Annotated in this window: 9 protein-coding genes; 1 reads left to right on the top strand and 8 read right to left on the bottom strand. The window is 66.0% G+C overall.

Annotated features, from left to right (window positions below; genetic code table 11):
• Positions 1–533: 533 nt before the first annotated feature.
• The 6 genes from ACOSYY_RS20070 to ACOSYY_RS20045 all read right to left on the bottom strand — a co-directional run bounded on the left by ACOSYY_RS20070 (position 534) and on the right by ACOSYY_RS20045 (position 11,958).
• Positions 534–3,071: a multiheme c-type cytochrome gene (locus ACOSYY_RS20070; protein WP_421664732.1), complete on the bottom strand. Its 2,538-nt coding sequence runs from the start codon at positions 3,069–3,071 to the stop codon at positions 534–536.
• Positions 3,072–3,112: 41 nt separating this feature from the next.
• Positions 3,113–5,116, bottom strand: coding sequence for an erythromycin esterase family protein (locus tag ACOSYY_RS20065; RefSeq protein ID WP_421664731.1), 2,004 nt, complete (start codon positions 5,114–5,116; stop codon positions 3,113–3,115).
• A 1,198-nt stretch (positions 5,117–6,314) separates the two neighbouring features.
• Positions 6,315–6,626 (bottom strand): hypothetical protein, encoded by a 312-nt coding sequence (locus tag ACOSYY_RS20060; protein ID WP_421664730.1) that lies wholly within the window; start codon positions 6,624–6,626, stop codon positions 6,315–6,317.
• A gap of 226 nt (positions 6,627–6,852) precedes the next feature.
• The gene (locus ACOSYY_RS20055) at positions 6,853–7,539 is read right to left on the bottom strand and encodes an RNA polymerase sigma factor (RefSeq protein WP_421664733.1); all 687 of its coding nucleotides are present in this window, start codon (positions 7,537–7,539) and stop codon (positions 6,853–6,855) included.
• Positions 7,540–7,888: 349 nt separating this feature from the next.
• Positions 7,889–10,375 carry a YbcC family protein gene (locus ACOSYY_RS20050; RefSeq protein ID WP_421664729.1) on the bottom strand — a complete coding sequence of 829 codons (2,487 nt, stop codon included), beginning with the start codon at positions 10,373–10,375 and terminating at the stop codon, positions 7,889–7,891.
• Positions 10,372–11,958 (bottom strand): NADH-quinone oxidoreductase subunit L, encoded by a 1,587-nt coding sequence (locus ACOSYY_RS20045; protein ID WP_421664728.1) that lies wholly within the window; start codon positions 11,956–11,958, stop codon positions 10,372–10,374. The genes ACOSYY_RS20050 and ACOSYY_RS20045 overlap by 4 nt, the downstream gene beginning before the upstream one ends.
• Positions 11,959–12,024: 66 nt before the next feature.
• Here ACOSYY_RS20045 and ACOSYY_RS20040 point away from each other — a divergent pair, with 66 nt between their 5' ends.
• The gene (locus ACOSYY_RS20040) at positions 12,025–12,960 is read left to right on the top strand and encodes a LysR family transcriptional regulator (protein ID WP_421664727.1); all 936 of its coding nucleotides are present in this window, start codon (positions 12,025–12,027) and stop codon (positions 12,958–12,960) included.
• Between the two features lie 109 nt (positions 12,961–13,069).
• Here the strand turns inward: ACOSYY_RS20040 and ACOSYY_RS20035 are convergent, their stop codons facing one another.
• On the bottom strand, positions 13,070–14,440 hold the full coding sequence (locus ACOSYY_RS20035) for a hypothetical protein (protein WP_421664726.1): 1,371 nt from the start codon (positions 14,438–14,440) through the stop codon (positions 13,070–13,072).
• Between the two features lie 9 nt (positions 14,441–14,449).
• Positions 14,450–14,735 (bottom strand): hypothetical protein (locus ACOSYY_RS20030; protein WP_421664725.1); only part of this gene is annotated, 286 nt, incomplete at its 5' end.

Genomic DNA, 14,735 nt, shown 5'->3' with positions numbered 1-14,735 from the left:
CGGAGTGACCTCTCCGCCTCACGCGCAGCGCTTGCACTTGAAGATGATCGTGGCGAAGGAGTCGCGAATCTGGGGAGCGCACGGAGTGTGCACGACGTGGAGCTGAATCGTCCAGCTGCCCGCACACCCGAGTTCGAAGTTGTACCGATCGAAAGGCTGGTTCGTGCCCCAGTTCACTCCCGCTCGTTCCCCTTCATACCAACTCGCGACGTTGCAGCCCGAGCAGCCCGATCCGCTGAACTCGAGGTGTGCGTGGATCACCTCGCATGGGGTGTCGCAGTTGGCCGAATTCGAGCCCAGCGTAGCCGACGCCACGGCAGTCGACCGCGTGGGTACGCGGTTCGAGCGGCTTTCCACGAGACTCCAAGTCCGGCGTAGGGTCGTTCTTGAGATCGGAGCGGGCCCCGGCGACCTACCTCGCGTCCATCGGCATGTTCGGTCCCTACTCCGAAGCGACCGAGAGCCCCTGACGAACTCACTGTGGAGACCGGCTGTCAGGTGCTGTCGAAGCAGCGCTCTCGATCCCGCGCAAGCTACTTCGCAGTTCCTCGATGGGCTACCCGACGCCTGTACGTTTCGCGATCAGAGACCAAGAAGCTTGAGTGCTTCGCGTCGTGGCACTGTGCACAGAGCGAATCCGCAGGGCTGCGCCGCACGAGCCTCGGATCGTGCGGCTGCAGCACGTGCTTGCTCCCGGGTCCGTGACACACCTCACACCCGACGCCTCGGAGATCGTCCTCGGGCCGCGCGAGGGAGAAACCCGACTCTGCGCCGAAACCGACGACATGACATACAACACATTGTGTGACACGATGCCTCTGTTTCCGCTCAAGAGTCTTGTACGCAACGGCGTGCGGCGTATTGGCCCAATCGAAGTACTCGGACCGATGGCACGCCATGCACGCGCTGCTTCCGATGTAGTGAGCACTTGTCTCAAGCAATGGGTCGCGTTGCCGATAGTCCGGATGAGGCTCCTCACTCTGTTCAAGCGCCCGCCTAGCCGTCTCGACGAAAGGGTGAGGCGCAGCATTCTCATCATGAAGAAGCATGAGATTGGACGAGTGCTTTAGACTGCCGAGCTCCAGTTTCAGAGCCAGGCCGAAGTACGCATTACCACTTGAGAATACGACAGGCACTTGCCCAACTGTTCCGTCGCGCTGCTTGCGTACCACGGTGGAGTCGGCGTCATTGCGCGCAATGTACGGATCACCAGAGACCACTACTGCCCGGCGCGGTCCGAGCGCCTCGACCATGCGACCAAACTCTGCAGGATCATGCGTTCCTGCGAGGACAACCACCACGTCTTCCGGCAGGTTCGTCACAATGTCCCTGACGCTCACGACAGGATCGGCGATGTTGAAACGATCGCGAACGAGCTCATCCTCGCGTCGTGTGAGCAACCGCGGCGTAAGCCAAGTCGTTGGCACTATCGCCACTTTCTCGGTACCCCAGTTGACGACGCGAACTGGGCTCCCTCGAACCGAACCAGTTCGATCTGTGACGTTGGCCGCCATCACCGGAATTCCGGTCAGTGCGACTTCGTCAAGATCACCATACGCCAGCGCGAGCAGCTCAATGCTACCCAGGACCATCGCTTTCACGTCAAGCTGGCGCACGCCATCAAGTATTAGCCGGTTCGCGAGTGGGTCAAATCCACGCCTCCCCGACGCCCCAACGACATTACCGTGGAGGATCTTGATTGAATCCGCTCCCCGTGCTGGCGAACGGCTCCAAGCAAGAACGATGTCGGTGAACCCACCACCCTTGACCCCTTTGCAACCGCATGTTTCAAGGTACCCAGCGGTATCGCCTGCATCCAGAACGGCGCAGCATGGCTCTGTAATCGTCACTGGTGTACTCGCCGCTGTGTCATCAACCGCGATGAGCGAGCGCCGCCGGATATCCGTCGCAGCAAATGCGCGGACCGCCTCGTCCAGGTCGCCAGGCTTACATAGTGAGTTCAGGGCCCTTGCATCTTCGCATGCTCTCAAGAGCGCGCTCGCAGCACTTGAGCATTCTTCCGCTGGGCGCGCAGTCAACAAAGCGCGCACTCTGGGGACGATCACCGGACCGTACAGCTCTACAAGTCGCTCGAACAGCCGTTCGGTCGGCGCTTGAAGATCCCTGCGCAGAGCCGCGAGCTTCGGCACTTGATCGAGCATGCGTACCCGCGCCGCATCGGTGCTGAGTACCGAACTCCAGTGAAGTGCGGTCTCAAGGAACTGATCTGCAAACGCAGCCGACAGGAGGACTCGTGGCCACTCCGGTCCAATCGGATCGAGTGAGTAGAGGTACGAACGGATCACGAATGCACAGACTCTGAACGCGAGCTCGGGCGACTCCTTGGCAAACGGGCCGACGAACACGTTTGAGCCTAGTCCACCCAACGAGTCCGAGGGCTCCCCAAAACTCCTGCAGTCAGTCACAATGACTGCACTCGGAATCGACTTGGATGCAGCACGCGCGAACACCTCGTCTTTCGAGAGCATCGTGTCGATTAGTGCGGCAACCCGTCTTGCCAGCCCAACGTCGCGGTCTTGAACAGCCACGACGACAGATGACACTCGGTCGCACTGAATCAGCGCGGCCGCGCGCCCTGCGATAGCAAAGTGGAAGGGCACGGGACTGCACATCAAGGTGACTTCGCCTTCTCCATAGCTCACGATTGACGCCTGGCTTGGGAACTTCTCCGCAATCTGGCGAAAGCCAAACGTGCCTGGGTCAAACAGCAAGCATGACCCGATGACGCGTGCGCCTCCTAGGCGTGCGGTAGCCTCTGGATACGACAGCATGTGGTGAGGAATCGACTCTGGGACATAAATGGTTCCTGAATCAATCGAGTGGAACGAGGGTGTCTGTGAGAGAGCCGCGTCGACAGCAACGGTGGACATCGGTCTCCACACATCACCCGGCGACGGTTGGTTGCAAAACGAAATGCTGAGTTGGCCGCTCTTCAGCGCAAACACAGTTGATGACGTCGACGCTCGTTGCGCGATCTGTGCATTAATGCCGAGCAAGCCCGCGAGGACGAGCCCTGGCATCAGATGCGCCGCGACGTGCGCAAATGTCACGGCTCGACGGCTCTTGTGACTGCGTGAGTGTCTGGAGTACATCACTGGAAGTCAGCCACCGATATCAGAAGAAACTCCTCACCACAATCGTTCGCAACTTCGGACGGCGTCGCGCTTAGGTGAGTTGCGACGCGTGCGTGAGATGACAAGTAAGCGACGAGGCTGGTCGTTGTCGCGACATGAGATGGGACTGCGATGAGAGCGCGTCCGAACAGTCGCATCTGCGGTATGGCACTCGCCGCAACGCCGCCCTCTACTACCATCGACATGTCACCCTCGCCGGCCACGAGCGCGCCATCGAGGGTGCCCTCGATCACGAGGAGACCTCCACGCGCGAAGCGAAGTGGCCCCGAGACGTCGCCGCGGACGAGTAGTGCTGAGGGCTCTGAGAAAGCGAGCGCGCCTTCGATAGCACTATTCGAGTAGACAAGCGCGTCCTTGTCAAATGAGAGGAAGCTATGCTGTGCGGAACCTCGGACGAGTGCGAGGCGCGTCGTTTCGCGAACTTCTGCGTACCCGTCAACCTCTGGGACAATTGCCTGATGCGCTGGCGAGGGCCGCTCGCGCCCGTCGGTGAAGGACGCAAGGAACGCGTCGGCAGCGCTCAGTTGCGCCTGCAGAGTACCTTCGATGTACTGCTGGACTGACGGAGAGCGTGACGAGCTGAGCAGGGCAAGGAGTTCTCGCAACGCGGCGGATGGCTTGGACTGATTGAAGGCGGCGGCCGCAGCCGGACCGCTCAGTATTTCGGGCTGACTGCGACCGCTGGCGCCATTGCAGGCCTGAAGCGCATAGGCTGAGAACATGACTCCGTCGAACACCAACGGCCAGCGCGCCCGCTGTCGTGTTGCGTTCACGCAAGTGGCCTCCAACTCAGTGGTCCGGAGGTAGTGGGCTCGCGGAAGTGAGGACAGATCAAGGAATGCATGAGCGGCTCCCGTACGTGCGAACAGATCCTCGAGGCTTCCTCGCGCGGTCGTTGGGATGCGAGTTACGACGCGGCCGCCGAGCCTGCCGACAGTACCGTCGACGGACGAGAACGCGAGAACATACAGTTGGGTTGGAAATGCGCGTGAGACGTGTTCGGTTACGCTATGCACGCAAAAAAAGCTCGGGCTGTCTGCGACCGGTTGGAGTTCAGCGGCACGCTTGAGTCCGTGGAAACCGCCGGTCCACACGACGATCTTCTCGGAAGGGAACTGCGTTAGCGCGATCCACTCGAGTGTTCTTGCCATTGCAAGATCGCGCGGATTCGTGAACGCTCCAGCTGCTGTCACTTCAGCTCCACCCAGCGCCGGCGGGGCAAGCCACTCTTCGAACAGTCGAATGTTGTCCAGGAGCCGCGTTAGGAAGCCAAGCTCCTCGGGACCGAGGTCGGCACGTAGTCGGTTGTGACCGCGCTCTACCGCTTCGTCGAGTACTGCCAAGGCGGCCTGCGTGGCGGTGCGCTCGGCCTCAGTCCCGCGGTAGCCTGCAATTGATGCCTGAGAGAAGCTCTCGAGCGCATTGAGCGCACTGTCGACCCTATCGTTGGGGACTTCGGTGTGGAGCAGGTTCCAGAGGTATTCAAATACCGCTGGCCGTGGTCGTGACGGGTCCTGCCCCCGTCGAAAGCCTGACTGGAGCTCCGAAAAGTACCCGAAATAGCAATCCATGCCAGCGATGCGGAACGGGCGCGCTGTTGCGTACGAAGTCGCGACGTATTCGAACAGCGGCGCTAGTTCTGCTGCGCTGCGCCAGAGGTGAGAAATGCCCGGTGCCGTGAGAAGGGCGTCCAGTGCATTCCCGTCTTGCAGGGACCGATCGATTTCACGGCATTCGAAAAAGCTCCCCTCGAAGACCAGGACGTTGAAGCCACACGCCTCGTGAAGGAAGCGTGCGACTCTTGCCTTTGCGCGGTAGCTCGTCCCGTCGTCGTGAGACTCATTGAGAACAACGATACGGGCGCGCGCCACCGCCGCTGCCAGCGGCGCCAGGTCGGACCAGTCGTTGTCGGTGAAAGCGATGGATCGAACGTTGGTGAAGTCAGATACTCCGCGCCGCACTGTCGTAGACTCGGATCTGAAGGGAGTTGACTGGACCTCCACCCCACGTGTGCATGTGACTAAGAGAATGCACACGAGGCTCAGTGCGCGTCCTACGGGGACCATGGTGCAATGCTGGATTCTTTCCGGGTGAGGCACTTGAGGCGAGTTCGAGCGTCTGCTTCCCATCACGGCTCGGAGTGTGGAAACGACGGCAGTGGGGCCGGAATGCGTGAGGAGACTAGCCCGGGTGGTGGGTTGGAGTCATCACTGTAGTGGATGGAGTGGGACGGGCCTGTCGCTCGCCGTGCAACAAGTGTCGAGACTGGTCTCGCCAGCGCCGCGGCCTCGAGACAACTGGGCGGTGCCGGTTCCAGGCGGGCATTTACCAACTGTGACAGCGCGCAGGAGAGTGCGAGAAGAAGTACCGCGATCTGTTGGGCGATCCAGTTCGGCCCTAGTGCAAGTGAGCCCGGAATGAGGGCTGTCAGCGGTCCCCGACCTATGACGATCTCAAGAGTCTGAACCGAGGCCCCGTAGACGCAGACCAGTGAGAGCAGTGCGAAGTGACTCCGATTTCGCGCTAGGAGGAGGACTGCGAAGGACAGTTCGCAGGCGGAAAGTCCGTACACGAGCGGTGCCGCGTGCCGAAGCACGTCTTCGAAGGGCACCACTGTGAGGAGCGGTACTACGGTTACCCCCCTGGGCGCGACCGCGACCCGAGCGATTGCACTGGCACCGAGGGCTGCGGCGAGAGCCAGCCGGATGACTGTCGGGAAAGTGCGCGCCGGTCGGTGGCTCGACATTGGGAGTCTCAGAGGACGTTGGTAGTGCCGAGTGTTCGGGTCGTGGCCGTAGCGATACCTGGCGGAGTACCGCGTAGCAGTCATTCTAAAGGCGCGGGCCAGGTACGACGCTGCGTCGTGCAAAGCACGGGTGGCCTGTTCGACAGGCGGCCTGCGCTACGCTGGCATGCGCGCGTTCGTCGGTGTCTGCCCTCAGGGAGTGCGTTGGGCGCGCTGGGATGCGGCGAGTTTGTCATGGATCGTTTTCGATCGGACCTTCCAGGATCTGCGAAGGGCGCTACGACGTCCGATTGATCTAGCGTTGTGGGCGCCGGATCGATCGCCAAGAAGGTGAGGTATCGCCGAGGTCACCAACTCGTCCTGGCTCCACTCGTGCGGAGCCAGGACGCGGTGTGGGGCGTGCACCCCTCGGACTAGTTACTGTCGGAGCAGTGGACCCACTTGATGGGTAGTCCGCTTCCGCTCGTACTTCCGTTCGTGGGGTTGTTGTTTACGTCGTAGCAGAACTGCCTGCACAGCCACTGGCCATCGACGCAGATTCCGTAGGTCGTATCGCACTCCATCGACCCCTGGGCACCCACATTGCAGATGGAGGGGTCGAGCGGGGGGCCGGAAAGGCTGGGGTAGCTCTTGAGGCCGGACGCGTTGCCTGCCAGAACGATGGAAGCGAGACTGGCAATGGCTACAATGGCGACGAGCGCGATGAGCCAAGACTTGAGGGTCACGACGTTCTCCTGTTGGCAAGCTGGGGGAATGCTGAAAGGACTCGGCGATCCAGCGGGTCGGACGAGCCACGGAGCGGAGCGAGTGCGTTCAGTAGTCGGGGTCGAGAGGCGTGGGAAGCGATGGAAACTGCCGCTAGTGCAGTCGTACGTGGAGTGCCCAGCAGCTCAGCCCGTGTTTACAGATTCGAGATTCGTATCGGTGTGATCGCCAATATTGGCTCGCCGCCTAGGGGAGTGCGGTTGCGAGCGGCGCAGGGCAGTGCGCCAATGCCGTTGTTCGCGGGCGGTAGGTCTGAAGCACGACAGGAATTCGGAGTCCTACACATGTCTTATGCATGACGGGGGGGGGGGGGTCGCCCGTCCGTCGTCGGGGGTTGCCTGCTCCCGCGTCCTCCTGCGCCGTTCCGCTCGCCGAGGCCGGCGTGCCCGCCGCGAGGAACCGCCGCACGCGCCGCACGAGCGAGCGCGCCGCCTGCGTGGAAAGCCCAAGCTCGCGCCCGATCTCGGCGTAGCTCCGGCATTGGCTGTCGAGCGCGTGGGCGCGCGCCCAGATCGCCGGAAGGGATGCCAAGACTGCCGGGTCGGCCTGCCGCGGGACGACGCGCGTCGGAGCGGCTCCCGCCTCCCCCGCGAGGCGCTTCCGCGCCGCCTCGGCGCGACCTCGGACCGTGCGCGGCGTGACCCCGAGATCCCTCGCAATCTCACGGATCGACGGTCCGGCGAGCAGGCGCTGGACGACGTCCCTCTGGGTCGACGGGAGCTTCTTCCAGCGGGCGCCCACGGACTTCGGGGGCTTCCACGCTCGCAAAGGTGAGACCTGGCGCGCGACGCCCTCGAGCGCGGCGAGATCTCCCAACGAAACGACCCGGGCGAGGGCGCGCCACTCCTCCCGGGCGACGTTGCGGACGAGCATCCGAAGCCACGCGCCCGACGGGGCGCCCGTCTGAACATCCCCGCCGCGAGCCGCGATCTCGAGAACCCTCCTCCACGCTTCCTGCACCACGTCCGTCGGGTCGGGGCGGTGCGGCCCGAAGCGGCGGACCTCCTGCCGGGCGAGCCGCAAAATCCGCTCGTGAAGATCGAGGAACCCTGCGACCGCCGTCCCGTCCGGGCGGGGGCGCTTCGAGTTCGGTGTGCGGGGAGTTCGCATGGCTCGGGGCCCGTGGCACCCGAAAACGTGCCCCGCGCGCGCGGCGGACGCGAATTCCCGGGCCCCCACCCCCGGCGACCGATGGGCGGAGACGACGAGACGGCGCCATCGATCATGCGAGGGTCTCGCGGCGCCAGCTCCCTCCCCGCAACCCGTACACGGCGCCCTCCTCCTCGTCGAGCTGGAAGAGCGAGACCCAGCTCTTGGTGACGAGCGCCCGGACGAGCGCGTGCTTGTCGAGCACGCCGTCGATCGCGGCGCGCGGCGCCTCGATGAAAACGGAAAGCCGTAGCGGCGTGTGCACCCATCGCTCGCCGTCGTGGAGGGACTGCATCGGCAGCCCGATCCGAAGGTCGCCGCCGTTGCCCTCGAAGACGCCAAGGTGGCCGCCGACGACGTTGTGGAGGACCTTGTTGCCGCTTCCGTAGCGTTCGTTGTCGACGGTGGACGCGTAGTACTGAAAGTTGATCCAATGCGTCACGACCATCGGCGCGGTCATGATCAGCTCGAGGACGCCGTAGCCCTCGTCTTCGTGGTGTCGGTACTCGTGGAGGAACGATCGTCCCTCGAGGTTCAGGTGGCGGCAGTGCTCGCGCGGCGCGACGATGAACACCGCATTGTTGGCGAGCCCCCACTCGGGTCGGACCTGGGCCCAATCGGCGGCTCGCGCGCGCAGGGCGCTGCGGAGGCGCGCCGGATCGGGGGCCTCGATCCCCAATCGTGGGGCGCGCTCCGCCCGCGCGCGCCCGCCGGCCTCCGCGAGCCGCGACCGGAGCGCCTCGAGGTCCGCGCGATGGGACGCGGGCAGCCCTTCGAGGTCGAACAGCTCCACGTCGTCGGTGGTCGTGTTGTGGAGCCCTGCCACGAAATAGGTGGTATCGGGGACGCGGATTCCCCGCTGCGCGAGCCCGGCGCGAACCTCCGGCTCGTTCAGCAAGGACGCCGCCACGCGCGCGTTGACTTCGCCCGTCTGCCCGCAGCACGCGCCGCAGTCGAGCCCGGCCGCGTGCGGATTGTTGCGCGTGGCGCTTCCGTGCCCCGCGAGGAGGACGAGCCGCGCGAAGTCGCGCGTCAGGCTCATGCCGCGGAGGATCGCGGCGGCGAGGTCGCAGCGCGCGTCGGGGCTGAGGGACGCGCCGTCCGCCGTGGCGACCACGCGGGGTTGGCGCGCCGCTTCCATCACGCGCGTGAGCCCCGCACGCTCGGCGCTGCGTGACGTTCCGAGGCGCAAGCTGCTCCCGAGCAGCTTGCCCATCGAGGCGAGCCCGAGCGCTTCGACGAACGTGAAGGTCGACAGCGTGTCGGTCTTGAAGGACCTCCAAGCGGCCGCGAGGTCGAAATGTTGGGCACGGTGCGCCTCCGCGTCGGCTCCGAGGCCCGTGTCCGCGGTGCGCAGGCGAGGCGCGAGGAGTCCTGGCAACTGCGGGCGGGCGGCGGGAGCGCCGAGCGGTTGGTACTCCATCGGAATGCCAAGGAAGCCCGCGAATCCGAGCGTCTGGATCGAAGGCGCGGTGGCCTCGAGGGCGCGGCGGAAGACCTCCGAGCGCACGTCGATGCAGAAGACGGCCTGGGCCTCCGGTTGCAAGGGGCGCGGCGCGCGGAGCCCCGCGGGGAACGCGCGCAGCACCGGCTCGCGCCACGCGATCTCCATCGCCTCCTGGAGCAGCCAGTCGTGCGGCCGGCTCGCCGCCGCGGCGGCATCGATCGTCGGCCAGTTCGCCTGCGCGATCCTCCAGCGCCGGGCCAGCGCCTCTCCGCCGCTGCGGTGAAGGATCCACTCCCAAGCAAGCCGAATCGCGAGGAGATCGAGAAGCGAGTCGTCGTCGCGCCCTTCGAGACGCGCCGTCCAGCGGCGGTACGCGCACCACGACGCCCAGCCGTTCTGGTCGAGAAGCAGACACCACAAATAGGTCTCGCGCTCCTGCGGCGGCACTTCGAGCGCCGCAAGCGCGATCGCGGCCAGTTCGCGCGCCGTCGCGGGCAGATCTTTGGCATGCGTGCGGAAGGCCATCGCTCCCATGAGGAGCGCCGGGCTCCGGTCCGCCCGCGCGTGCTTCCGCCAGCACGCATAGAGCCCCCCATCCCGAGCGGGGCCGAACTGCGCCTGCCCCTCGTCGAAGTAGCCCGCGCAGAACTGGCTGACGCTGTGGAGGACAAACGTGCGCCACGGCATCTCGTGCGCGAGGTCTCGCGCCGCGTCCGCGACGTCGACGACACGAGCGCGCGTGGCGGGCGCCGGCTCGGACTGCTCGAGCAGCGCGCGAAGGCCTGCGAGCGATCGTTGGGAATCGCTCGCCTCGAGCGCGGCCTGGAGGTGTTCGTCGCGGAGCCGCCCTTCGCGGTATTCCTGCCGGTACCACGCGCGCGGCATCAGGAGCTGGGCGCCCGAGTGGGATCGCAACTGCGCGGCGACCTCCGGGAGCGGCGCGTCGATCAGGCCCCAGAAGGGATTGACGGCGATGAAGCGATCGAGCGGCCAGGCCGGGGCGATCCGCGCACAGGCGCGTTGCAGCGCTCCGTCGAGGTCGGAGGCGGACGAGGCTCTCCCGGCGGCGGTTTCCTGCATTCGCGCCAGGGGGGCAGCGTTCGATGCGCTCACGTTCGGGCCTCGAGGGTTTCTTGGAGGTGCAGTGGGCGCGGCGACTCCCGCCGTCGCCCGAGGCGCGGCGGCCAGACGCGAAAGGTGAATCGTGTGAAGCGCTCGTCGAGGTAGAGCCCGGCGAACAGCCAGGGCTGGAGGGCGCGCGCGAGGCGCCCGTCGGGGAACCGCTGGAGCGCGGTTTTTGTGGCGAAGAGCCCGGCGAAGCCGAGGCCCGCCAGAACGCAGCCCGCGGCATTCGGCGCCCCGACCTCGAGTGGCATCCAGTGCGCAGCCGCCGCATGCCAACCGGCATAAAGCAAGACAACTCCCCCGGCGCGCAGCGCGGCCCGGGCCATCGACGTGGGGCCCGTCGTCGTTCCAGCGAGCAGCGGGACCAGGGAGAGGCTGACGAGCGCCGCAAGCAACGAAACGGCGCGCTGCTCCGCAGGCGACAGGGCCACGACGCGGCCGAGCGCGACAACACCAAGGATCGCGCTCGCGGCGGCCACGAACAGAGCGATCCCCAAGCGGGCCCACGTCGGCGCGGCCGGCCGCTTCGAGAGGGCCCGCACGCGCCATTCGTCGACGACGGACCCGGCGGCGAGGAACGCATGGGCCTTGTAGAGCGAGTGGGCGACGAGGTGGAGCAGCGCGAGATGCCACAGGCCGAGGCCGCACTCGACGAGCATGAACCCCATCTGTGCGCAGGTGGACCAGGCGAGCGCAACTTTCACGCTGACCCGCGTCGTCATGACGAAGGAGGCAACGAGGGTCGAGGCGAGCCCGAGAGCCACGAGGAACAGCTGGGCGAGCTCGGCGCGATCCATCCAGGGTGCCAGCCGGATGAGAACGAAGCCGCCGATGTTCACGACGCCGGCGTGCAAGAGAGCGGACACCGGCGTCGGGGCTTCCATCACCTGCGTAAGCCAGCCATGGAACGGGAGCTGCGCGGACTTCAACGCGACCGCCGCGACGACGAGCAGGGCCGCGGCATGCATCGAGGGGGTGAGCTCGGGATGGGAACTCGCCCACCCGGCAATCGTGTCCAGGTCGAGGCTGCCGACGTCGCGATGGACGAGCGTGAGGCACCCGAGGAGGCAGAGATCGGCGAGCCGGCTGACGAGGAACTTCTTGTGCGCCGCGACGAGCGCCGCCGGGCGGTCCGAGTAGTACGTGAGCAGCTGATGGAGGGCGAGGCTCGTTGCGGTCCACAGAAGCGCGAGGACCAGGAGATGGTTGGCAACGACGAGGGCCGTCACCGCGCTCAGGGTGAGCAGGAGCCAGCGCTGGTACCGCGCGAGTTCCGGGTCGCCATCGAGGTAGGTCCGTGAGTAGCGGGCGACGACCGCCCCGAGGGCCGTCACGAGGAGCAGGACGACGCAGGTGACGGCGTCGATGCGGACCCCAAGATTGGAGCCCGTCGCCGCCGGCACGCCCCGCGCGACGGCGGCGCCCGCGGCCACGAGGAGCGCCCCTCCGAGCGCGAGCGCGCTCGCAAGCCCCGCGCGCCGGGGCGAGGCGACCGCCGCGAGCGTGAGCGCCGCGGGAATCGCGAGCGCGAGGACGGGGACGAGGAGGGGCCAGCCCTCGGGCGTGCTCATGGAGGAAGGTGTAGTCAGCCCCGTAGTTCGAGAAAAACACATAAGCGTGCTAATATTGTTCTGTTTATGCGATCGATCACGAACGTCGAACAGGTCAACTTCCACCACCTTCGCTACTTCTGGGCGGTCGCGCGGGACGGCAACCTGACGCGGACGGCGGCGCGCTTGCACGTCGCCCAGTCGGCGCTCTCCTCCCAGATCCAACAGCTCGAGGGGAGCCTGGGCCAGCCCCTCTTCCACCGCGAAGGGCGCCGTCTCGTGCTCACGGAAGCGGGGAAGATCGCGCTCGCCTACGCCGACGAGATCTTCACGGCGGGCCGCGAACTCGTCTCGACCCTCGAGCGCGGAAGACCGGCCGAGCACGTCTTGCGGATGGGCGCCGTCGCCACGCTGTCGCGGAACTTCCTGGAGTCGCTCGTGAAGCCGCTGCTCGGACAACCCAATGTTCGTCTTTGCCTCGAGTCGGGGGTTCTCGCCGATCTCCTGCTCCGGCTCGAGAACCACGCGGTCGACCTCGTGCTTGCCAATCGTCCTCCCGCGCGCGAGCTCGCCGGTCGGCTCCGCTGCCGTCGCATCGCCCGGCAGCCCGTCAGCGTCGTCGGCTCGAGGCGCATGAAGGGATTCCGATTTCCCGAGAGCATCGTTGGTGTTCCGATGATCGTGCCGGGCCGCGAGAGCGAGATCCGGCTGGAGTTCGATGCCCTGTGCGAGCAGCTCGGCGCGCGCATCCGCATCCTCGCGGAGGTGGACGACATGGCGACGATGCGGCTCCTGGCGCGCGACACCAATGCGCTCGCGCTCGTGCCGTCCGTCGTGGTTCGCGACGAGCTCCGCGAGGGGGTGCTGCACGAGCACGGTGTCGTGCCGGGGCTCTTCGAGGCGTTCTATGCGATCACGGCCGAGCGGAGGTTCCAGCACCCGCTCCTCAAAGCCATGCTCGCGCGCGACGAGCACGACCTTCTCGAGACAGGCCCCCGGGCTCGCAGCGCAAGGGGGCGGTAGGAGATCCGCGAGACGGCGCATCGGCCCGCAGGCGCGGGTGAAGGGGCTCCTCCTCGATGCGCCTCTCGTCGCTGGGACCGTGCGCGTCCGATTCTTGGGGTTCTTGGAGTCAACGCGCGGCGCCTCGAAGCTCGATCGTGAGGTTCTTCACTTGTTCCGGCGCGCTTTCCTCGAGGTCGAACGTCCGCACGCCCTCGTCGTACCCGAGCAACTTCGCGTGGATTTGTGTGGAACCACAGGGCAACAGAAACACCAGCCGGGCGAGATCGGGCACGAAATGCGTCACGGGAGTCCCGTTCGCGGACGTGATCGTCACGTAACCGCCCGCGATGGGCGTCTCGTCCTCCGCCTCGAACACGACGTGGCACGCCTGAACGCGAAGGGGAAGCCTCACCTCGATGTCCTGATTCTCCCGGTCGGGGATGGAGATCTCCTTCGGAAGCGCCTCTCTTGCCGCTAGCGCACCGGAGAACCCCTCGAACCGATGAGTGCCGACCCAAAGTCGCGCGGTCGCGTCGACTGGAATCGAGTAGGAGAAAGAGAGCGTCTCGTTCGCGGACACGCGCAGTCGAATCTCGCCGACGGGAACGCGGCGACCCGCGTCGTCGACCACTCGAAGTCGGCCCATTCGCCAAGAGAGTGCCGGCGCGTCGACGAACACGGGGCGCGCCGTTTGCGCGAGCGGCCGCTCGAGAAGGGAGCGAAAATGGAACTGTGCTTTTGCAATCCTCCCGCTCTCGAGCAGGAACGATACTTCGAGCGGCGGCAGTTCGGCCTCCTGCGAGCACGCGACGGTCACGAAGGCTCCAGGGTATTGGCGCTCCAGGTCCTTCCGGACTCTGAGGCTCTCCTCGAGCGCGCCACTGCTCTCGACGAGCGGCGGGCCCGAGTAGCTGTAGGGCCAGGTCAGCGCCTTTTCGCCTTCGAGCTTCCCAACGATGACTCGAATCGGTACGAACCGCAGTGTGATCTCGACGGGTGGAACCTTGAGAGTGGGGTCTCGGTGGACGGCGGCGTACCCCGCCTTCTCGGCTCGGTAGAAACAGCGGCCAGGAGCGACGCACCGAAAACGGGCGATTCCGTTGTCATCGGAGGTCGCGCTCACGAGCGCCGTCGTGGGGTCGAGACCGGCGTGCGCGCCCGGCGCGTGCCCTTCGCCCGGCGCGTTGTCTTGGAACAGTTTCCGTGAGATCGTCATCTGCACGCCCGGAACCGGCTGGTCGCCCGGTCCCACGCACGCGACGGCGAGGTCAAGTCCCCGCTTCAGGACGATGCGCGAATCGCTCGCCGCGGGAAGTGGGAAGCTCACCTGTTGGGAAACGAAGCCCTCTGCGCACACGAAGTGCGCCCGATGGGGAATGTCGCGGACCTCCGCCGTCGTGAGGACGCCCTCCGGATCGGCGGCGGCGACGCGCTCGAGGTCGGAAGCCAGCAGGCGCCGCCTCCCTCGTGGGACGCGCACCAACTCTGCCAGCGGCACGGGATGGTCCTATTCATCGACCACGCGGAGCGCGGGCTGCCACGATGCCACGGAACTCGTCGAATCCGGGGCTGCGGCGAGTTGCCTCACCGCGACGGTGTCGACCGCGCCGTGAGCGGGCGTGACTCGGCCCTGCGTGTCCAGCGCGGGAGCGCTTGCGGGTTCGTCGCGGCGGGGTCGCGGATCTCTCCCGCCCGCCATGCCGATGTCGCCGACTCCAAGAAGGACGGCTCCAAGGACAGCGAGCGACAACATTCGTCTAGTGCATCGCATGGCACGAGGTTCGTCGTGAGAG

Source organism: Nitrospira sp. BLG_2 (genome assembly GCF_049222245.1).
This window is presented reverse-complemented; position numbering and strand designations above follow the sequence as displayed.